We start from the raw sequence: 20,816 nt of genomic DNA on the forward strand, positions 1-20,816 counted from the left end.
TTAATTTTTGTTAGGTTCAGACACATCGCTGGCATGGGTCTGGAGGTATTTCAACAACGTACGTTCTTCCACCGGATTAAGTCGGTAATAGGTGGACATCGCTTTCAATCCGGCGATCCAGCCGTTGGCGGTATATCGGGTCGTAGGAGGAGTGCTATGACAGGCACTACAGGTGGATTGCAGCATTTGCTCCGAATATTCCCAGATCGGTGCAATATCGCTGATAAGCCCCTGGGCAGAGGTCCATGCGGTCACACTCACCTGCTGCCATTGCTGATGTGAGTCAGGATCGACCTGAGTTTGCAGCACTTTGACGTTAGCCATCAGGGAGTCATCCAGCACGGCGGAAAAAACGCGCTTACCCATATACTGGGTTATCACCCGCCCACGTCCTTTGCTTTCACGCCAGCCCGTCAGTTCAAGCTGCACGTTGCTGCCCTCTTTTTGCAGCACTTTGACCTCGGTGGCGGGAAATAACAGCGCTTTACCTGCGGGACTTCCGGCCGTTGCCGTCAATGCTTTTTCGCTTAACGAGAACAGCGTGCTCGCATTCGATACAGACGCTCCCTGCTGCTGCAACTGCTTATAGCGATCGCGGAAACCGCTGCTCATATCGGGTTTGTGATGGGCAATACCTTTATGGCAATCAATACAGTTGCTGTCTTTTGCCGCCGCCGCGGTCATTTGCGCCGCCGCATTCGCAGATTGTTTGCCGTGATCCATCGCCTCATAGCTGTGGCAAGATTTACATGCCGCCGAATTGTTAGCGCTCATTCGCGCCCACTCTCGCTGGGCCAATTCCGCTCGTTTTGCGGCAAATTTTTCCGGGGTATCAATCGAAGGAGAGATAAAGGTGTGGTAGAGGTCGTTTAAGGCTTCCGTTTTACGAACCAGCGTCGGGACGATCCCTGGCGGAATATGACAATCCTTACACTCAGCACGCACGCCAGAAGCATTGCGAAAATGCACGCTGGTTTTATATTCCTCTCCTGGTGTACGCATCGAGTGACACGATAAACAAAATTCGGTGGTACTGGTGTAATGAACGCCTTGCCACGTCCCCCAAATTGCAAGGGCCATTGCTATTGCCCCGACGAATGCGCACCACAGTGCGTTCTTTTTTATCCACGACATGCTTGCCTCCATTTTTTTAATAGCGACACGCTAAGCGATCATAAAAATCAAAAATAGAGACAGCAAAAGCAGCTTATAGGAACAGCATCTACTCTATGAGGTGCATCAAAGCGGAAAGAAGAGAAGCTCGTAATATAGTGCGTATTATACATAAGGAATTTCTCATGCTAACACTGACTCTCGATCGAGAAAGCCGTACCCCGCTGCAATTGCAGATATTTCAATTTTATTTCCAGGCCATTCAGCGCGGTGATTTGCTTTGTGGAGATAAACTTCCCTCTATTCGCGAGCAGGCGCAGGTATTAAACGTTGCCAAAATAACGGTCGTGATGGCCTATGATAAGCTCATGGCCGCGGGATTAATTAAGAGTCGACAAGGTATCGGCTACGAGGTCATCTTCACCACACCTGTACGCACAACGCCAGCAATCGTGCCCGTCGCGCAGGGTTCCCCGCCGATGAAACCTAAAGCGGCTGGGATCCCCACCGATGTTTATGTAGAGCCTGGACGAGAGTGCTATTGTCAAATGAGCGTTCCCGATCCCAATGCTTTTCCCTGGTCAAGCTGGCGCAAATGGAATAACGCCCCCAGCATCCTCAAGGAACAATTATTTACCCGATATCATTCACCAAATGGATTATTTTCACTGCGTGAACAATTGGTCAGATATCTTAATTTATCTCGCGGTATTAATACTCGAGCAGAGAACATCATTATTACTAACGGGATTCAGGAAGGACTATCACTGCTCACTCAACTCTTTATTAACCATCATACTTTCAGTCAGCAAAAAAAGTGCCATATTGTAACCGAGTCCCCTTGTTATTCGGGTGCCTGGCATCTGTTTAATTATTACGGCGCAGACATTACGCCAATTGCCGTCGATAACCACGGACTGCAAACAGATAATTTACCGGAATATGCCACCCAGCTTTGTTATGTTACTCCAGCGCATCAGTATCCGCTGGGTAGCGTCCTGTCACTGGAGCGGCGTCAGGCATTATTAACATGGGCGCAGCGCGTCGGCGCTTACATTATTGAAGACGATTACGATGCCGTTTTTACCTATGGAGAAAATCCCCTTCCCGCGCTGAAAGCCATGGATTATCACAACCGGGTTATCTATATGGGGACATTTTCCAAAACACTGGGACCAGGAGGACGTCTTGGCTATCTGATTTGCCCTGACGAACTGCTTCCGGCCGTACAGAATATGAAAGCGCTCAACAACAACGGGAGCCAGTGGTTGTTGCAGCAATTTTTGGCCGAATTAATGCAAAATCAGGTGTTTTATACGCATATCAGCAAGCTGGCCTGCAATTATGCGGCACGTCTTACGCTATTACGCGACGGCCTGTCCGCGTTGTTTCCGGAAGGGAAAATCGCTGGTGCAACGGCAGGTCTGCACCTCTCTTTACGCATTGCCTGGTCCCCCGAAACTATCGCCAGGCTGCAACAACGCTGCCTGCTGGCCGGGATTCGTTTTGATACCCTGCCAGATATAGAGAATGGATCAGAATCCACATGGCGTAAGGAGAACAGCGATGCAGTCATGTTTTTTGGTTTTGGTGGATTGCAGATACAGCAGATAAAAAGAGTCCTGGCAGTACTGGAACAGGCGCTATCGCAGCCTTGATGGATTACAGGGATCGAGCCTGCCGCTCAATCCCTGTTGTTCGCCTTACAGCAGATCGCGAAACTGCGTTTGTTTCAGCGCCAGCTCAACGCCACGGACTTCCGCCAGGCCTTTCAGACGACCAATCGCAGAGTAGCCCGGGTTGGTTTTCTTATGCAAATCATCAAGCATCTGGTGCCCGTGATCGGGGCGCATCGGGATTGGACGTAGATCGCCCGCCTGTTTACGACGCTGCTCTTCGCTCAGAATCGCCGCCACCACCGATACCATATCCACATCACCCTGCAAATGCGCACCTTCGTGGAAGGTTTTCGGGTTATCTTCACGGCAAGTTGAACGCAGATGCGTGAAGTGAATACGATCGCCAAAAGTTTCAATCATTTTCACCAGATCGTTATCGGCGCGTACGCCGTAGGAGCCGGTGCACATGGTGAAACCGTTATTGATGCTGTCGACGGTGTCTTTCAGCCACTGCATATCTTCGATGGTTGAAACGATGCGCGGCAGGCCAAGGATCGGACGCGGCGGATCGTCCGGGTGTACGGCAAGACGGACGCCGACTTCTTCTGCCACTGGCACTATCGCCCGCAGGAATACCGCCATGTTATTGCGCAAGTCGTCTTTGCTGATGCCGTCATATTCAGCAAGGCGCGCACGGAACTGATCCAGGGTATATCCCTCTTCGGCACCGGGTAGACCTGCAATAATATTGCGCGTCAGTTTTTCAATATCGGCTTCGCTCATGGCATTGAAATAGTCCAGCGCCTGGCGTTGTTCTTCCGGGGTGTAATCTGCTTCGGCCCCAGAACGTTTGAGGATATGCAGCTCAAAGGCAGCAAAAGCGATCTGGTCAAAACGCAGCGCTTTGGAGCCGTCCGGCAACTGATATTCGAGGTCAGTACGCGTCCAGTCGAGGATCGGCATGAAGTTATAGCACACGGTATCGATGCCGCAGGTCGCCAGATTACGGATACTCTGCTGATAGTTAGCAATCCACGTTTGATACTGACCAGAGTGCGTTTTGATATCTTCGTGGACGGGGATACTTTCCACCACTGACCAGGTCAGCCCTTTTTCAGCAAGAATAGCCTGCCGCTTTTTAATCTCTTCTACCGGCCAGACTTCACCGTTGGCAATGTGGTGCAAGGCGGTCACAACACCCGTTGCGCCAGCCTGACGCACATCATCAAGCGATACTGGATCGTTAGGTCCGTACCAACGCCAGGTTTGTTCCATTGTTTCACCTCACAAGTTGTTATACCAAATTAAACTCACTTAATGACGACTACCATACAGGCATCTGGGCGAGGATCAACGAATCCGCGATGATTGGTTGATCCAGCTCACATTCCCCGGATAAATGAGGCACACCAATTCAATTTGCTGTCATATAACTTTATACTGCCATTGTTAATTAATGGTTAATCAGGTGTATTGAATGAAAACTATTGCCTCAGCGCCGCTCGCGAAAAATGTCATGATGCCGCAGTACGATCGCCAACAATTAAAAACGCGGATTGTGCATTTTGGTTTCGGTGCTTTTCACCGCGCCCATCAGGCATTACTGACCGACCGGGTACTGAATGCACAGGGTGGGGACTGGGGAATTTGCGAAATAAGTCTATTCAGCGGCGATAGGCTAATGAGTCAGCTTCGCGAGCAGGATCATTTATTTACCGTGTTAGAAAAAGGGGCGAATGGTAACCAACCGATTGTTATTGGCTCCGTCAAAGAATGCCTGAACGCCACGCTGGATTCACTGGCGGCCATTATCGAAAAATTCTGTGAACCTCAGGTGGCGATTGTCTCGTTAACCATTACGGAAAAAGGCTACTGCATCGATCCGGCAACAGGCTCGCTGGATCTTTCTCATCCACGCATTGTTCATGATCTACAGACTCCGGCTGAACCACACTCCGCACCCGGTATTATTGTTGAAGCGCTGCACCGCCGACGTGAACGCGGGCTGCAGCCTTTTACCGTCCTCTCCTGCGATAATATCCCGGACAATGGCCATGTGGTAAAAAACGCCGTACTGGGAATGGCGGAGAAACGCTCACTTGAGCTGGCACACTGGATCCAGGAACATGTCAGCTTCCCGGGTACCATGGTGGACAGGATTGTTCCTGCCGCTACCGAAGAGTCACTGGCTGAAATCGCCCGCGAGCTGGGAGTGGCCGATCCCTGCGCAATCAGTTGTGAGCCCTTTATCCAGTGGGTGATTGAAGACAATTTTGTGTGTGGTCGTCCGCAGTGGGAAACCGCCGGCGTACAAATGGTTGAAAACGTTCTGCCGTGGGAACAAATGAAACTGCGGATGCTGAACGGTAGTCATTCGTTTCTCGCGTATCTCGGCTATCTGGCTGGGTTTCAGCACATCAGCGACTGCATGCAGGACAGCGCATTTCGTGAAGCCGCCTACCGCCTGATGCTCAACGAACAGGCACCTACGCTGCAAATCACCGATGTTGATTTAGACCAGTATGCCGCTAACCTGCTGGAGCGCTTTGCCAACCCGGCGCTGAAGCATAAAACCTGGCAAATCGCGATGGATGGTAGCCAAAAATTACCCCAGCGTATGCTGGAAGGGATCCGCGTACATTTAGCACGGCGCAGCGAGTGGCCGCTGCTGGCGCTTGGCGTCGCAGGCTGGATGCGTTACGTGAGCGGAGTGGATGATTCAGGTGCGGCCATTGATATTCGCGATCCATTGAGCGAGAAAATCGGCGCTCTTGTGGAGCAGAGTACAGACTCAGAACGCGTCAGCGCTCTGCTTTCTCTGCATGAGATTTTCGCCACCGATCTCGTACAGAATCCGCAGTTTGTTGCGGCTATTCAACTCGCCTGGCAACGTATTGCCCAATATGGTGCGCATCAGGCTGTCATTGAGACGTTAAAAAGTTAACGATTTCTGCCATTAATCAGGACGAAGCGCGTCTTCGTCCTCTCACCCCTTCTCTTTTTCCCCGTTTTTCGCCAGGATTGTTAAATGCCATTACGGCAATTTATGATTCTGGAGTAAATGTGACTAAAACCAATCTCATCACCGGTTTTCTCGGTAGTGGCAAAACCACCTCTATTCTTCATTTATTGGCAAACAAAGATCCCGCAGAGAAGTGGGCCGTACTGGTCAATGAGTTTGGCGAAGTAGGTATTGATGGCGCCCTGTTAGCCGACAGCGGCGCATTGCTGAAAGAGATCCCCGGCGGCTGTATGTGCTGTGTTAACGGCCTGCCAATGCAGGTTGGCCTCAATACGTTGTTGCGTCAGGGAAAACCCGACCGACTGCTCATTGAACCTACCGGCCTCGGACATCCCAAACAGATTCTGGATTTACTCACCGCGCCGGTTTACGAACCGTGGATTGATTTGCGCGCGACCCTTTGTATTCTTGATCCTCGCCAGCTACTGGATGAAAAAAGCGTCGCCAATGACAATTTCCGCGATCAGCTGGCTGCCGCCGATATCATCGTCGCCAACAAAGCCGACCGCGCCACAACGGAAAGCGAAAACGCCCTGCAAACCTGGTGGCAGCACTATGGCGGCAATCGTCAGTTGGTTCATGCCGATCATGGAAATATTGCTGGCCAATTACTGGATTTGCCCCGACTAAACCTGGCGCAGCTTCCCGCAAGCGCCGAGCACGCCCATAGTCATGCTGACAAAAAAGGGCTGGCGGCGTTAAGTTTGCCCGCACAACAGCGCTGGCGTCGCAGCCTGAACAGCGGTCAGGGTCATCAGGCCTGCGGCTGGATTTTTGACGCCGATACGGTGTTCGATACCATCGGCCTGCTGGAATGGTCGCGCCTTGCCCCCGTAGGGCGTGTAAAAGGAGTCATGCGTATAAAAGAGGGTCTGGTGCGCATTAACCGTCAGGGAGAGGACTGGCATATTGAGACGCAAAACGTCGCTCCGCCGGATAGCCGTATTGAACTCATCTCCGATACTGACACCGACTGGAATACGTTACAGAGCGCATTGTTGAGACTTCGTTTAGACGGTAGCGCGTAAGGTTGCCTTCGTTTTATAGCAATGGTAAACGACGATGAAAACCCGATACCCTCTTATTCTTCTGCTCAATATTGCAGGTATAGCGCTGTTTCTGTCCTGGTATATTCCCGCCGGGCACGGGTTCTGGTCCTCACTGGATACGGGCGTTTTCCGTTTCTTCAACCAGAAGCTGGTTGAAAGCCCGCTGTTCCTGTGGATTGTTGCGATCACTAATAACCGGGCATTTGATGGCTGCTCGTTGTTGGCGATGGGCGCACTGATGCTGCACTTTTGGCTGAAGGATACGACGGAAGGTCGCCGGCGTATTGTGGCTATAGGTCTGGTGATGCTGCTCACCGCAGTGGTATTAAATCAGTTGGGCCAGGCGCTTATTCCGGTTAAACGCGCCAGTCCTACGCTGATGCTGGATAATATTCATCGCGTCAGCGAACTGCTGCATATTCCAACCAAAGATGCCTCCAGAGACAGTTTTCCTGGCGATCACGGCATGATGCTGCTTATTTTTTCCGCATTTATGCTGCGTTATTTCGGAAAAGTTGCAGGTATAATCGGCCTTATTATCGCTGTGGTTTTTGCCTTTCCGCGTGTAATGATCGGCGCTCACTGGCTCACCGATATCGTGGTCGGCTCCATGACGGTTGTGCTGATTGGTTTGCCCTGGTGGCTAATGACGCCATTAAGCGATCGTCTGGTCACGCTGTTTGTGAATTATCTGCCCGGCAAAAACAAACAATTTTCAAACAAATAACGCAAAATAATTAACATCATCAGGGATACTTCTGATTCCCTGATGATGCCGACCAATATTCCATCATTCTGATTGTCATTCTCCTGTCATCTTATTCATGTTTAGAATGAATGACTTGCGTATTTTTTGCGCTAATTGTTCTTAATTTAGTCAATGCCGTTTATTCACTTTCTGTATCAATTTTTCTTATAAGAAATCACATAAAATCTCTCGCAATGACTGGGGCGATCGGGTAACCTCGAACTCGTTTTGCCTCGCGGGACAATTATTCCCTTTCTGAATAAATTTGTGCGTTCTGCCACAGATTTGACCTTAAGGAATTGTCTCATCGTGCGATGGTAATTAGTCTCGTCACGTTTGGCATTTTTTATAACGATATTTATCGTTAAGGACTTCAAGGGAAAACAAACAAAATGGTCAAATCTCAACCGATTTTGAGATATATCTTGCGGGGCATACCCGCGATAGCAGTTGCGGTTCTGCTTTCCGCATGTAGTACCACGAACACCGCCAGGAATATGCATTCTGAGACGCATGCTGTGGGCAATGGAGATAACTCTTCACTGCAAGCCTCTCAGGATGAATTTGAAAATATGGTCCGTAATATCGATGTTAAATCACGTATTATGGATCAGTATGCTGACTGGAAAGGCGTGCGTTACCGCCTTGGCGGCAGCACCAAAAAAGGTATTGATTGCTCCAGCTTCGTACAGCGTACGTTCCGTGAGCAATTTGGTTTAGAGCTTCCGCGCTCAACCTACGAACAACAGGAAACGGGCAAATCCGTTTCGCGCACTAATCTGCGCACAGGCGATCTGGTTCTGTTCCGTGCTGGTTCTACTGGCCGTCACGTCGGTATTTATATCGGTAACAACCAGTTTGTACATGCCTCGACCAGCAGTGGCGTTATCATTTCCAGCATGAACGAGCCTTACTGGAAAAAGCGTTACAACGAAGCTCGCCGGGTCCTGAGCCGCAGTTAATTTCGTTTGGCAGCTATCCCTTGGCTATCCTGATGAGACATATTGAAAAGCACTGCTACGGCGGTGCTTTTTTTTTTGCGTTGCCTTGAGACTAAGAAAAATCTCACATGGTGAGTCATTTCAGGTTATATTCATACAGAATAAGCGGTTAAATCAGGTAAAATAAGGATCTATGTTCAGACGCTCCTCTTCATCCGGTCGGAAAATCCTGCTTTCCTGTATGATAACGGGGCTTATCGTCGCAATCCTTGTGAGTACCCTGCAATTTTTGGTCACCTGGCATAAACGAGAGGTTAAGTACGAAACGCTGCTTGCCGATATCCAGAATTATGTCAGTAGTTACTTTGCAGATCTCAAAACCACCACCGATGCGCTTCAACCCCTGCTGGAAAAGAACTGCCAGCAAGTCGCTGCAAAACTTACCTCCAGTGCGGCTTTTAACCTCAACGTTCGTGCTTTTTTGTTGGTAAAAGACGGTATTGCTTTTTGCTCCTCCGCAACAGGCGCAATGAACGCCCCCATTTTGTCGCTGATCCCCAAGCTGAATATCAACAAAGATGTTGATGTGGAAATACTTTCCGGTACGCCCATGATGCCGGATAAACCCGCGATAATGATTTGGCACCGCAATCACTCACTCCATAACAGCGGCGTATTTTCTTCACTGAATATCAACCTGGCCCCCTATCTGCTTTATACCGCCCGCGAAGATAATTTTAATGGTATTGCCGTTATTGCTGGCGACACGGCTATTTCAACATTTTCATCCCGAATTATGGACGTCTCTGCGCTACCTAACACGCCATGGCGCCAGGCGACGCTTAAAGAGGTGCCGCTGAAAATTCGTTTGTATGCGCAAGAGTGGACGTACAACGACATCTGGTACGCGATTATGTTGGGATGCATGGCCGGGATTATCACCGGGGTTCTCCTCTGGTATTACATCTTCACTATCCGGTTACGCCCTGGTAAAGATATCCTCCACGCCATCAAACATAATCAATTTTATGTGGTGTACCAGCCCGTCGTAGAGATGCAAACGCTGGAGGTAAAAGGTGTTGAGGTGTTATTACGTTGGCATCATCCATCAACGGGTGAGATCCCCCCGGATGCCTTCATTCATTACGCAGAATCGCAGAAAATGATTGTCCCGCTGACCCAACATCTCTTTGAGTTGATAGCGCAGGACGCCCCGACGCTGCAAAAAGTGTTTCCTGCTGGCGCCAAACTGGGGATTAACATCGCACCAACGCACCTGCACGGCGAGAGTTTTAAAGACGATATTCGACGACTGCGCGCCTCGCTTCCCGCGAACCATTTTCAGTTAGTGCTGGAAATCACTGAACGCGATATGCTCAATCAACACGAGGCGACCCAGCTATTTGAATGGCTACACTCTGTTGGCTTTGAAATTGCTATTGATGATTTCGGCACCGGTCATAGCGCGCTTATCTATCTGGAACGCTTCACCGTTGACTACCTGAAAATCGATCGCGGGTTTATTAACGCCATCGGCACAGAAACTCTGACCTCTCCGGTTCTGGACGCCGTGTTGACACTCTCTAAGCGTCTTAATATGCTGACGGTTGCTGAAGGGGTAGAAACACCTGAGCAAGCTCGTTGGCTGCGCGATCGTGGAGTACATTTTTTCCAGGGGTACTGGATTAGCCGACCGTTAAAGCTTGCTGATTTCGTGCGTTGGATGGCACAGCCCAATAAGCCAACGTGGTGATCGCAGTTTGCGATTCATATACTCTTACTCGCCGCCACACCCCTTATCTCTCAGGCATGATGCCCGTCGGGTTGTGACAGGAAAAGGAAAGCGCTTTTATATGATCCCTCGCCTACTGCTGCTGTTTATCGCCCTCATCGGGTTTAGCGTCCAGGCGCAATCCATCAAAGAAAGCTATGCGTTTGCCGTACTGGGCGAACCGAAGTACGCGTTTAACTTTAACCACTTTGATTACGTTAACCCAGCCGCTCCCAAAGGCGGGCAAATCACCCTCTCCGCGATTGGTACGTTCGATAACTTCAACCGCTATGCAATGCGTGGCAACCCCGGCGCGCGTACAGAAACGCTATACGATACGCTATTTACCACCTCTGACGACGAGCCTGGCAGCTATTACCCGCTCATTGCCGACAGCGCGCGCTATGCTGACGACTATTCCTGGGTAGAAATCGCTATTAATCCGCGGGCGCGTTTTCATGATGGATCCCCCATTACCGCCAGCGATGTCGCCTTCACCTTTCACAAATTTATGACTGAAGGCGTGCCGCAGTTTCGCCTCGTCTACAAAGGCACAACGGTAAAAGCCATTGCACCGTTAACCGTACGTATTGAATTAGCCAAACCGGGCAAAGAGGATATGCTCAGCCTGTTTTCATTACCCGTGATGCCTGAGAAATACTGGAAGGATCATAAACTCAGCGATCCCTTATCTTCCCCACCGCTTGCCAGTGGCCCGTACCGTATCACCCAGTGGAAAATGGGCCAGTATATTGTCTATTCGCGTGTCAAAGATTATTGGGCCGCGAACCTGCCCGTTAACCGCGGGCGCTGGAACTTTGATACCATCCGCTACGATTACTATCTTGATGACAACGTCGCGTTTGAAGCGTTTAAGGCCGGTGCGTTTGATCTGCGTCTGGAGAATGATGCCAAAAACTGGGCGACACGTTATACAGGCAAAAATTTCGCAAATCATTACATCATCAAAGATGAGCAGAAAAACGAATCCGCACAGGATACGCGTTGGCTGGCCTTTAATATTCAGCGTCCGGTATTCAGCGATCGACGCGTACGTGAAGCCATCACGTTGGCCTTTGACTTTGAATGGATGAATAAAGCCCTGTTCTATAACGCCTGGAGCCGGACAAACAGCTATTTTCAGAATACCGAGTATGCCGCAAAAAATTACCCCGATGCGGATGAACTGGTGATACTCGCGCCATTGAAAAAAGATCTCCCCCCTGAGGTCTTCAGCCAAATTTATCAGCCGCCGAAATCAACAGGTGATGGTTACGATCGGGACAACTTATTGAAAGCCAATACCTTACTGGAACAGGCTGGCTGGGTACTAAAGGGACAGCAGCGCGTGAACAGCACCAGCGGTAAACCCCTGAGCTTCGAACTGTTGCTCCCGGCGGGCAGTAACAGCCAGTGGGTACTGCCGTTCCAGCACAACCTGCAGCGCTTAGGCATCACCATGAACATCCGCCAGGTTGATAATTCGCAAATCACGAACCGTCTGCGCAGTCGCGACTATGACATGATGCCGAGGTTGTATCGCGCGATGCCGTGGCCGAGTTCAGACCTGCAAATTCTGTGGGCCTCTGAATACATTGACTCCAGCTACAATGCTCCCGGCGTGCAAAGCCCGGTGATTGATAAATTGATCAATCAAATCATCGCGGCACAAGGTGATAAAGCCAAACTGATCCCGCTGGGACGGGCGCTGGACAGGGTATTAACCTGGAACTACTACATGTTGCCAATGTGGTACATGGCCGAGGATCGTATCGCCTGGTGGGATAAATTTTCACATCCTGCTATTCGCCCAATTTACACCATCGGCCTCGATAACTGGTGGTATGACGTCAACAAAGCGGCGAAGCTACCCGCAGCCAGACGGCAGGGAGAGTAAATGGGCGCTTATCTGATTCGACGTCTGCTACTGGTGATCCCGACGCTCTGGGCCATCATCACCATTAACTTTTTTATCGTGCAAATTGCCCCAGGCGGTCCCGTTGAGCAGGCCGTCGCCGCTATTGAGTTCGGGCAAAGTGGAGCCTTACCCGGCGCGGGCAGCGAAGGCGTTCGCGCCAGCCACGCGCAAACCGGCGTGGGTAACATCAGCGACAGCAATTATCGCGGAGGCCGCGGTCTTGACCCGGAAGTGATTGCAGAAATCACCCGCCGCTACGGGTTCGATAAGCCTATTCATGAGCGTTACTTCAAAATGCTCTGGGACTACATTCGTTTCGATTTCGGCGACAGCCTGTTCCGTAGCGCTTCGGTGCTGACGCTTATAAAAGACAGCCTGCCCGTTTCCGTCACGCTGGGGCTGTGGAGCACACTCATCATCTATCTGGTGTCGATACCGCTAGGTATCCGCAAAGCGGTTCACAATGGCAGTCGATTTGATGTGTGGAGCAGTGCATTCATTATTATTGGCTATGCCATCCCGGCATTTCTGTTTGCGATTTTGCTGATCGTCTTTTTTGCCGGGGGAAGCTATTACGATCTGTTCCCGCTACGCGGGCTGGTTTCCGCTAATTTTGACGCTCTCCCCTGGTATCAAAAAATAACCGACTATCTCTGGCATATTACCCTGCCGGTGCTGGCGACGGTGGTTGGCGGGTTTGCCGCGCTGACCATGTTGACCAAAAACTCATTTCTGGATGAAGTCCGCAAACAGTATGTCGTCACCGCGCGCGCCAAAGGAGTAAGCGAGAAAAACATTCTATGGAAACATGTGTTTCGCAACGCGATGTTGCTGGTGATAGCAGGTTTCCCGGCCACGTTTATCAGCATGTTTTTTACCGGCTCGCTGCTGATTGAAGTCATGTTCTCGCTTAACGGACTGGGGTTACTGGGGTATGAATCCACCGTATCACGCGACTACCCGGTGATGTTTGGCACGCTCTATATCTTCACCCTGATCGGACTGCTGCTGAATATTCTTAGTGATATCAGCTATACGCTGGTCGATCCCCGTATTGATTTTGAGGGACGCTAATGTCGCGATTAAGCCCCGTCAATCAAACCCGCTGGGCGCGTTTTCGCCATAACCGCCGCGGCTACTGGTCGCTGTGGATTTTTCTGGTGTTGTTTGGCCTGAGCCTGTGTTCCGAACTGATTGCCAACGATAAGCCGCTGCTGGTGCGCTATGACAGCAGTTGGTATTTCCCTCTGTTCAAAAACTACAGCGAAAGCGATTTCGGCGGACCGCTGGCGACCCAGGCTGATTATCAGGATCCGTGGCTACAGCAACGCCTGGAAAACCAGGGCTGGATCCTGTGGGCACCAATCCGCTTTGGGGCCACCAGCATTAACCTTGCCACCGATAAGCCCTTCCCTTCCCCGCCTTCGGCACAAAACTGGCTGGGCACTGACGCCAATGGCGGTGACGTGCTGGCGCGGATCCTCTACGGCACACGTATTTCTGTCCTGTTTGGATTAATGCTAACCCTGTGCTCCAGCGTGATGGGGATCATGGCTGGCGCAATCCAGGGCTACTATGGCGGCAAGGTGGACCTGTGGGGACAGCGATTTATTGAGGTTTGGTCTGGTATGCCGACGCTGTTTCTGATCATTCTGCTGTCGAGCGTGGTTCAGCCAAACTTCTGGTGGCTGCTGGGCATTACCGTGCTGTTTGGCTGGATGAGTCTGGTTGGCGTGGTGCGTGCGGAATTTTTACGTACCCGAAACTTTGATTACATTCGTGCCGCGCAGGCGCTCGGCGTCAGCGATCGCAGTATTATTCTGCGTCATATGCTACCCAACGCGATGGTCGCCGCCCTGACTTTTTTACCGTTTATATTATGCGCCTCGATCACTACCCTGACCTCGCTGGATTTTCTCGGATTCGGCTTACCGCTTGGCTCGCCATCGTTGGGAGAACTCCTGTTACAAGGTAAAAATAACCTGCAGGCGCCGTGGCTTGGGATCACTGCGTTCATCTCCGTTGCCCTGCTGTTATCGCTACTGATCTTTATTGGTGAAGCGGTACGCGACGCGTTTGATCCCAATAAGGCAATTTAAAATGACACAACCTCTGTTAGCTATTGAGAATTTATCGGTAGGTTTTCGCCAACAAGAGACCGTGCGCACCGTAGTCAACACTCTCTCATTGCGGGTTGATGCCGGGCAAACGCTGGCGCTGGTGGGCGAATCTGGCTCAGGGAAAAGTGTGACCGCGCTTTCTATTCTGCGCTTATTACCGTCCCCTCCCGCGGTTTATCTTGCCGGTGATATTCGTTTCCATGGTGAATCATTGCTTCACGCCAACGAGCAGACGCTTCGCAGCGTACGAGGGAACAAAATCGCCATGATTTTCCAAGAGCCGATGGTGTCACTAAACCCGCTTCACAACCTAGAAAAACAGCTTTACGAGGTGCTGTCGCTGCATCGGGGAATGCGTCGCGAGGCCGCCCGAGCAGAGATTCTGACCTGTCTGGACCGCGTCGGGATCCGTCAGGCGGCCAAACGTCTCGCAGATTACCCGCACCAGTTGTCTGGCGGTGAGCGCCAACGTGTAATGATCGCCATGGCGCTGTTAACGCGGCCAGAACTGCTGATTGCCGATGAACCCACCACCGCGCTGGATGTCTCCGTCCAGGCACAGATCCTGCAATTGTTACGGGAGTTACAGCGAGAGCTGAATATGGGATTACTGTTCATCACCCATAACCTCAGCATTGTGAAAAAGCTGGCCGATACCGTGGCGGTCATGCAAAACGGCCTGTGCGTAGAGCAAAATCGTGCCGCACAGCTGCTCTCTGCGCCCTCGCATCCGTACACGCAGAAATTGTTAAACAGCGAACCTTCCGGTGACCCGGTCCCCTTACCTGTAGGGCAAGCTCCCTTGCTGGAAGTGGAAAAACTCCGCGTCGCCTTCCCTGTCCGCAAAGGCATTCTGAAGCGCGTAGTAGACCATAACGTCGTGGTTAACGACGTCAGTTTTTCCCTGCGGCCCGGTGAAACGCTAGGACTGGTCGGTGAGTCAGGTTCCGGAAAAAGCACCACCGGACTGGCGCTACTGAGGCTAATCACATCGCAGGGGAGTATTGTGTTCGATGGCCAGGCGTTGCATACCTTAAATCGTCGCCAACTGTTACCCGTACGTCACCGCATTCAGGTAGTATTTCAGGATCCTAACTCCTCGCTAAACCCACGCTTAAGCGTGCTACAAATTATTGAGGAGGGACTACGCGTTCATCAACCTACACTTACTGCCGAACAACGTGAAGCGCAGGTGAAAGCGGTAATGACAGAAGTGGGGCTGGATAGCGAAACGCGGCATCGTTATCCCGCAGAGTTTTCCGGTGGTCAACGTCAACGCATAGCCATTGCCCGGGCGTTGATTCTAAAACCTTCGCTGATCATTCTGGATGAGCCGACATCCTCACTCGACAGGACCGTACAGGCGCAAATCCTGATGTTGTTAAAGTCCTTACAGGAAAAGCATCGTCTGGCCTATATTTTTATCAGCCATGATTTGCATGTCGTACGCGCGTTATGCCATCAGGTTATTGTGCTAAGGCAGGGAGAAGTTGTGGAACAGGGGCAATGCGAGCACGTATTCAACGCGCCACAACAGGCCTATACGCGTCAGCTGCTCGCGCTAAGCTGACGCTCAAAACGGATTGTTGTTTGAAAAAGGTTCTGCAATTGCTACGCCGAAATTTTTCAGTCTGCAGGTCGCAGCAAACTCATCCTGACGATTCACAAACAGGCACGGCTCCCCTTCGCATTCCAGCACGGAACAAGGAACCTCAATATCACTGAGGGCCTGGCTGAGTTTATGCATAACTGACCACGCGCTATCACCATCCGGGCTGAGCAATTTGAGCGCCACCAGGCTGTTCTCATTGCTCTGGCCGTTCTGCGGAATCGGTTCAACTTTCGAACCTGCGAAACCCACCGACCAACGATAGCACTGCGGCAGACGATGAACGATTGAGAGTTGTAATGTCATCACTTTCTTTCCCTGGAAGCACAATCACTTCACAATTATTTTACATCAATATTAACACATCATTGACAAAACGTCTTTAAACAGTTGGTAAACGTTTACACCCATGTCCATATGCTACTTTCCGAACCAGGTATTTAAATTTATTCAATGGTTCTGGCAAATTTCCGGGCTATATGTACTCGTTTCTGCGATCTAACTCAACCTTTTTAACTACAATGATGTGACTTTTTACATAAATTGATTTTACATAAAATAAACATAAGCAGGAGAATTGATAGATTTGCGGTTGATATACATCAACTCTGGAGGCCTTATGACCTCCATGTTGTGTATTAGATCACCGTTTTTTAGCGCGACTGGCGTAGAGATAGAAGAGAATAGAGCTGGTGGCGCAAAACGCTATCGACCAAATCATCGGCCAGGCCGAGTTAAAGGTCGCCAGTGACAACAGTGCCCCAACAATAGCGCCAATGCCAAAGCGGAACGTCCCCGCCAAAGATGATGCCGTTCCCGCCATATGCGGGAATTCATCCAGGATGACCGCCATCGCATTAGATGACACCATCGACACGCAGCCGACAAATGCCGCCACGCCCACCACCAGCGCCCAAAAACCTACCCCGAACAGCGCACTGAAAACCATCCAGCCCGCCATCACAAACTGGATCCACAGCCCTGCACGGAACATATTCAATGCCCCTACCCGACGGACAAAGCGGCTGTTGATAATGGTCATCACGAACAGGAAAACAATATTCAGCGCGAAGTAGTAACCGAAATGCTGCGGTGAAACATGGTTAATCTCGATGTAGACAAAAGGCCCGGCGCTAAGGAAAGAAAACATGCCGGCAAAGCTGAACCCGCTGGCCAGCATATAGCTCAGTACGCGCTTATGACGAAACAACGAGGCAAAGTTGCCCAGAGTCGTGCGCAAGCGAAATGGCTGGCGACGCTCTACGGGCAACGTTTCTTTGATCAGCGTAAAGATCATCACTGAAGCCAGAATAGCCGCCACAGCGAGGATCCAAAAGATATAGTGCCAGCTCAGCCATACCAGCACCCAGCCGCCCACAATGGGCGCCAGCAATGGCGCTATTGTGGTGACCAACATGACGAATGACATCATGCGCGAGAACTCTTCCTTCGGATAGATATCGCGCATCAGGGCGTTGATAACCACGCTCGCTGCCGCAGCCGCCAGACCATGGAAGAAACGCATTATGATCAGTTGATCGATAGTTTGCGCCAGCGCACAGGCAACTGCCGCCGCCGCAAACACCAGCGTTCCGCCCAGTATTACCGGTTTACGCCCAATGCTGTCTGCCATTGGACCATACAGCAACTGCCCCACCGCAAAACCTAAAATATAGGTACTGAGGGTCATCTGCGCGCTACCGGCAGGCACCCCAAACTGCTCAGAGATAACAGGCAGCGCCGGAAGATACATATCAATCGACAACGGCATCAGCATGGCTAACAAGCCAAGGATAAAGACAATGGCAATTGACGAGTTCTGCCGGGTGGTCACATTTAGCTCCTGAGATTAACGCGGGGTTAAGTTAACGCTGGCAATTTCTTCTTCAGTTAATGGACGGTATTCACCTGGCGCAAGATCATTATCGAGCTTAATGGCGCCGATCCGTTCACGGTGCAGTTCTACAACGTGGTTCCCCACGGCGGCAAACATGCGTTTCACCTGATGATAGCGTCCTTCGCTGATGGTCAATCGCACCTGAGTTGGCGTAATGACTTCCAGCACGGCCGGCTTTGTCAGGTCTTTTTCGTTATGTAGTTGTACACCACGGGCAAACTGCTCGGCGGTATCATCCGCCACCGGCGATTCCAGTGTCACCAGATAGGTTTTCTCACAATGGTGACGTGGTGAAGTGATGCGATGCGACCACTGACCGTCATCGGTCATCAGCACCAGTCCGGTGGTGTCGATATCCAGACGGCCTGCCGCATGTAATTTGTGGGCGACGGGTTCATCAAGGAAATAAAGAACCGTCGGGTGATCCGGGTCATCCGTTGAACAAACATAGCCCTGAGGCTTATTCAGCATAAAATAGCGCGGGCCATTTTGTTGAATCAGGGAATTGCCGTCATATTCGACGTCATGTTCTGGCAGCAGCTTAAAGGCGCTATTTCTGACGATTTCACCGTCGACGGTAACGCGGTTAGCACGGATCTCACGCCCGGCAATAGCGCGGCTGACGCCGAGTTGCTGAGCGATAAATTTATCAAGTCGCATGAGTGTGATTTTTGCCTGTAAAAATACGAGAATCGGGTTTGCGCCCGAAAAGTGGGACTGTTATCCGCCCAGTATAGCGGCGTTACACCATCCCTCAAGGGAAATGATTCATGGCATACTATTCATTGTTACTGTTTACCTTAGTGAGCCCATGATTTTTACTCTTCGCCCGTACCAAAAAGAAGCCGTGGACGCCACGCTCAACCATTTTCGCCACCACCGCACGCCGGCGGTTATCGTCCTGCCAACTGGCGCGGGCAAAAGCCTGGTGATAGCGGAACTGGCCCGCGTGGCGCGTGGGCGCGTGCTGGTACTGGCGCACGTCAAAGAGCTGGTCGCGCAAAACCACGCCAAATATTGCGCGTTGGGGCTGGAGGCAGATATTTTTGCCGCCGGGCTGAAGCGTAAAGAGAGCCACGGGAAAGTGGTATTCGGCAGCGTACAGTCGGTGGCGCGCAATCTGGACGCCTTTCAGGGAGAGTTTTCCCTGCTTATCGTCGATGAATGCCACCGCATCAGTGATGATGAAGAGAGTCAGTATCAGCAAATCCTCACTCACCTGACCAACGTCAATCCCCACTTACGCCTGCTGGGGCTTACCGCCACGCCTTTTCGTCTGGGTAAAGGCTGGATTTACCACTTTCATTATCACGGAATGGTGCGCGGCGATGAAAAAGCGCTGTTTCGCGACTGCATTTATGAATTACCGCTGCGTTACATGATTAAACACGGCTATCTGACGCCGCCGGAACGCCTCGACATGCCGGTCGTGCAGTATGACTTCAGCCGTCTGCAGGCGCAGAGCAACGGCCTGTTCAGCGAGGCGGACCTTAATCGGGAATTAAAAAAGCAACAGCGAATCACGCCGCATATCATCAGCCAGATTGTCGAGTTTGCCCAGTCGCGCAAAGGGGTGATGATTTTCGCCGCCACCGTTGAACACGCCAAAGAAATTCTGGGCCTGCTGCCTGCTGACGATGCCGCGCTTATCACCGGAGATACGCCAGGCGCGGAGCGTGACGTGCTGATTGAAGAGTTCAAAGCCCAGCGTTTTCGCTTTCTGGTGAATGTGTCGGTCCTGACTACCGGCTTCGATGCCCCGCACGTCGACCTTATCGCTATTCTGCGCCCGACTGAATCAGTCAGCCTGTACCAACAAATTGTTGGTCGCGGACTGCGCCTGGCCCCAGGTAAAACCGACTGTCTGATCCTCGATTACGCGGGCAATCCCCACGATCTGTACGCCCCGGAAGTGGGCGCGCCGAAGGGAAAAAGCGACAACGTGCCGGTGCAGGTATTCTGTCCTGCCTGCGGATTTGCCAACACCTTTTGGGGCAAAACAACGGCTGACGGTACGCTGATTGAACATTTTGGTCGCCGCTGCCAGGGATGGTTTGAAGATGATGACGGCCATCGCGAACAGTGCGACTTTCGTTTCCGTTTTAAAAATTGCCCGCAGTGCAACGCGGAAAATGACATTGCTGCCCGCCGCTGTCGTGAATGCGATACGGTGCTGGTCGATCCGGATGACATGCTAAAAGCGGCGTTGAGGCTAAAAGATGCGCTGGTCCTGCGCTGTAGCGGGATGGTGTTACAAAATGGCCAGGATGAGAAAGGCGAATGGCTAAAAATCACCTATTACGATGAAGACGGGGCCGACGTCAGCGAACGTTTTCGTCTACATACTCCTGCGCAGCGTACAGCATTCGAACAACTGTTTATTCGCCCACACACCCGAACTCCCGGTATTCCCTTACGCTGGATAACCGCCACCGATATCCTCGCCCAGCAGGCGCTATTGCGCCATCCTGATTTCGTGGTTGCGCGTATGAAAGGTCAGTACTGGCAGGTGCGTGAAAAGGTCTTCGATTATGAAGGTCGCTTTCGCCGGGCACATGAATTACGCGGTTAATTGTACTTTTGATTGATGTACCAGCCGTTTGAGTATAGAATCTCGCCCGCTTTTGCATACGCAAAGCAGATCACTTACCTGTTGCTGGGTCGCCTGTAGCAGGAATTATTAAAGAGAGATTTAAATGTTTACTATCAACGCTGAAGTACGTAAAGAGCAGGGTAAGGGTGCGAGCCGCCGCCTGCGTGCCGCTAACAAGTTCCCGGCAATCATCTACGGTGGCGCAGAAGCCCCGATTGCTATCGAACTGGATCACGATGCAGTTATGAACATGCAAGCTAAAGCTGAATTCTACAGCGAAGTTCTGACCATCGTTGTTGACGGTAAAGAAGTTAAAGTTAAAGCTCAGGCTGTACAGCGTCACGCTTTCAAGCCGAAGCTGACTCACATCGACTTCGTTCGCGCGTAATCGCCTGGAAGTTGAAGAAAACCCCGCC

General features: G+C 51.2%; 17 protein-coding genes. 12 read left to right on the plus strand and 5 right to left on the minus strand.

The annotated features are described in order from the left end of the window. Entirely contained in the window at positions 1 to 1,134 is a 1,134-nt protein-coding gene (gene torC / locus FDW92_RS05805; protein ID WP_042307273.1) for a pentaheme c-type cytochrome TorC, read from the minus strand. Positions 1,135 to 1,298: 164 nt separating this feature from the next. Here torC and FDW92_RS05810 point away from each other — a divergent pair, with 164 nt between their 5' ends. Further along, the gene (locus FDW92_RS05810) at positions 1,299 to 2,771 is read left to right on the plus strand and encodes a PLP-dependent aminotransferase family protein (protein ID WP_042307271.1); all 1,473 of its coding nucleotides are present in this window, start codon (positions 1,299 to 1,301) and stop codon (positions 2,769 to 2,771) included. Between the two features lie 45 nt (positions 2,772 to 2,816). Here the strand turns inward: FDW92_RS05810 and uxuA are convergent, their stop codons facing one another. Further along, complete coding sequence (uxuA, locus tag FDW92_RS05815; RefSeq protein ID WP_042307270.1) at positions 2,817 to 4,007, minus strand: mannonate dehydratase; 1,191 nt, start codon at positions 4,005 to 4,007, stop codon at positions 2,817 to 2,819. Positions 4,008 to 4,209: 202 nt separating this feature from the next. On the opposite strand from uxuA, the gene FDW92_RS05820 reads away from it, so the two are divergent. From FDW92_RS05820 to yejF, 9 genes are all read left to right on the plus strand, one after another. Next, positions 4,210 to 5,676, plus strand: coding sequence for a mannitol dehydrogenase family protein (locus FDW92_RS05820; RefSeq protein WP_042307268.1), 1,467 nt, complete (start codon positions 4,210 to 4,212; stop codon positions 5,674 to 5,676). 119 nt (positions 5,677 to 5,795) lie between these two features. Further along, positions 5,796 to 6,782, plus strand: a complete 987-nt coding sequence (locus tag FDW92_RS05825; protein WP_042307267.1) for a GTP-binding protein — start codon at positions 5,796 to 5,798, stop codon at positions 6,780 to 6,782. Positions 6,783 to 6,816: 34 nt separating this feature from the next. Continuing rightward, positions 6,817 to 7,530, plus strand: a complete 714-nt coding sequence (locus FDW92_RS05830; protein ID WP_042307265.1) for a phosphatase PAP2 family protein — start codon at positions 6,817 to 6,819, stop codon at positions 7,528 to 7,530. A gap of 413 nt (positions 7,531 to 7,943) precedes the next feature. Continuing rightward, positions 7,944 to 8,513, plus strand: coding sequence for a bifunctional murein DD-endopeptidase/murein LD-carboxypeptidase (mepS, locus tag FDW92_RS05835; protein WP_003027474.1), 570 nt, complete (start codon positions 7,944 to 7,946; stop codon positions 8,511 to 8,513). Positions 8,514 to 8,685: 172 nt separating this feature from the next. Further along, complete coding sequence (locus tag FDW92_RS05840) at positions 8,686 to 10,245, plus strand: cyclic di-GMP phosphodiesterase (RefSeq protein WP_042307263.1); 1,560 nt, start codon at positions 8,686 to 8,688, stop codon at positions 10,243 to 10,245. Between the two features lie 100 nt (positions 10,246 to 10,345). Further along, entirely contained in the window at positions 10,346 to 12,160 is a 1,815-nt protein-coding gene (locus FDW92_RS05845; protein ID WP_042307261.1) for an extracellular solute-binding protein, read from the plus strand. Continuing rightward, the gene (locus FDW92_RS05850; protein WP_040230596.1) at positions 12,161 to 13,255 is read left to right on the plus strand and encodes a microcin C ABC transporter permease YejB; all 1,095 of its coding nucleotides are present in this window, start codon (positions 12,161 to 12,163) and stop codon (positions 13,253 to 13,255) included. After that, positions 13,255 to 14,280: an ABC transporter permease gene (locus tag FDW92_RS05855; RefSeq protein WP_137400583.1), complete on the plus strand. Its 1,026-nt coding sequence runs from the start codon at positions 13,255 to 13,257 to the stop codon at positions 14,278 to 14,280. The genes FDW92_RS05850 and FDW92_RS05855 overlap by 1 nt, the downstream gene beginning before the upstream one ends. Before the next feature lies 1 nt (position 14,281). Further along, complete coding sequence (yejF, locus tag FDW92_RS05860; RefSeq protein WP_042307256.1) at positions 14,282 to 15,871, plus strand: microcin C ABC transporter ATP-binding protein YejF; 1,590 nt, start codon at positions 14,282 to 14,284, stop codon at positions 15,869 to 15,871. A 3-nt stretch (positions 15,872 to 15,874) separates the two neighbouring features. Here yejF and FDW92_RS05865 read toward each other — a convergent pair whose 3' ends face one another. The 3 genes from FDW92_RS05865 to rsuA all read right to left on the minus strand — a co-directional run bounded on the left by FDW92_RS05865 (position 15,875) and on the right by rsuA (position 18,467). Continuing rightward, a complete protein-coding gene (locus FDW92_RS05865) occupies positions 15,875 to 16,219 on the minus strand; it encodes a YejG family protein (protein ID WP_029139605.1) in 345 nt (114 codons plus the stop codon). Between the two features lie 334 nt (positions 16,220 to 16,553). After that, positions 16,554 to 17,744, minus strand: a complete 1,191-nt coding sequence (locus FDW92_RS05875; protein WP_042307254.1) for a Bcr/CflA family multidrug efflux MFS transporter — start codon at positions 17,742 to 17,744, stop codon at positions 16,554 to 16,556. Positions 17,745 to 17,759: 15 nt separating this feature from the next. After that, entirely contained in the window at positions 17,760 to 18,467 is a 708-nt protein-coding gene (gene rsuA, locus FDW92_RS05880) for a 16S rRNA pseudouridine(516) synthase RsuA (RefSeq protein ID WP_042307252.1), read from the minus strand. 151 nt (positions 18,468 to 18,618) lie between these two features. On the opposite strand from rsuA, the gene FDW92_RS05885 reads away from it, so the two are divergent. Further along, entirely contained in the window at positions 18,619 to 20,379 is a 1,761-nt protein-coding gene (locus FDW92_RS05885; protein WP_042307971.1) for a DEAD/DEAH box helicase, read from the plus strand. Between the two features lie 124 nt (positions 20,380 to 20,503). After that, positions 20,504 to 20,788, plus strand: a complete 285-nt coding sequence (gene rplY, locus FDW92_RS05890) for a 50S ribosomal protein L25 (protein WP_006683755.1) — start codon at positions 20,504 to 20,506, stop codon at positions 20,786 to 20,788. The last annotated feature ends 28 nt before the right edge of the window (positions 20,789 to 20,816 follow it).

The organism is Citrobacter sp. wls706, assembly GCF_005281305.1.
Lineage (GTDB): Bacteria > Pseudomonadota > Gammaproteobacteria > Enterobacterales > Enterobacteriaceae > Citrobacter > Citrobacter werkmanii.